Consider the following 871-nt stretch of genomic DNA (forward strand, 5'->3'; position numbering starts at 1 on the left):
ACATCGACTGGTTCAACCACCGACGTCTCCACGGCGAGATCGGGCTCATCCCGCCTGTCGAGCTCGAGGACCAGCACTACCGGCAGAAGCCCGTGACGGCTACCGTCGAAACGTCAGTTCCGAGCCTCCACTAGACCCGGTACGGGACAGACTACATGCGGGACTATGAAGTCATCGTCTACGCGTCCGCGGATCCGCGGACGGGCATCGTGCCCGAACACCTCTCGTACACGTTCAAACACTGTGTGCGAGCCACAATCTCATCGGCAGTGCCGCCGACAATCTGGGCGAAGTCCTTGGACGACCGGCTGATCGACTACGAGACAGGCGTGGATTTGGACGGCTATGTCTGGGGTGTCAAGTGGCAGGCGCTCTACCCAGGCATGACGCTGGTTGACCCTTCAGAGGATTCGTCGCGATGGTCCGCGGCCTTGGGAATGCCATTCCACCAGGTGTCGATCGAGACCAACGGGCACAACATCGAGCTGGTCTTTTCAGACCTCGCCGTCAAGGCCGTCGAACCCGGATACACACCCTTCACCGTTCCGGACGGGGGTCCGGACTGGAAGGTTCCTCTGCCCTAGCGGCGAAAGTGGCTGTGGGGCGACGTCCGGACATGCCGCTGTCGGCGCGACACAACCGTCTCGATGTCCGCGTCCCCACGCTAGGGCTCCGGCATGGCACGAGTGCTGCTGACCGGGATGTCCGGCGCCGGCCAGAGCACTGTCCCGTTCCGGGTCTGATGGAGGCTCTCATTCCACGGAAGGATGAGAGTTATGGGAGCACCGAGGAAGTACCCGGAGGAGCTTCGGGAGCGAGCGATCAGGATGGCCGTCGAGCTGCGGCGTGACCCGGACACGCGTTCCGGGGC

Annotated in this window: 1 protein-coding gene; it reads left to right on the forward strand. The window is 63.3% G+C overall.

The window, feature by feature from the left end:
* Positions 1-155: 155 nt before the first annotated feature.
* Complete coding sequence (locus AC1DIW_RS21825; RefSeq protein WP_478110916.1) at positions 156-584, forward strand: YxiG-like protein; 429 nt, start codon at positions 156-158, stop codon at positions 582-584.
* The last annotated feature ends 287 nt before the right edge of the window (positions 585-871 follow it).

The sequence above is a fragment of the Terrabacter sp. 01T434 genome, assembly GCF_056398545.1.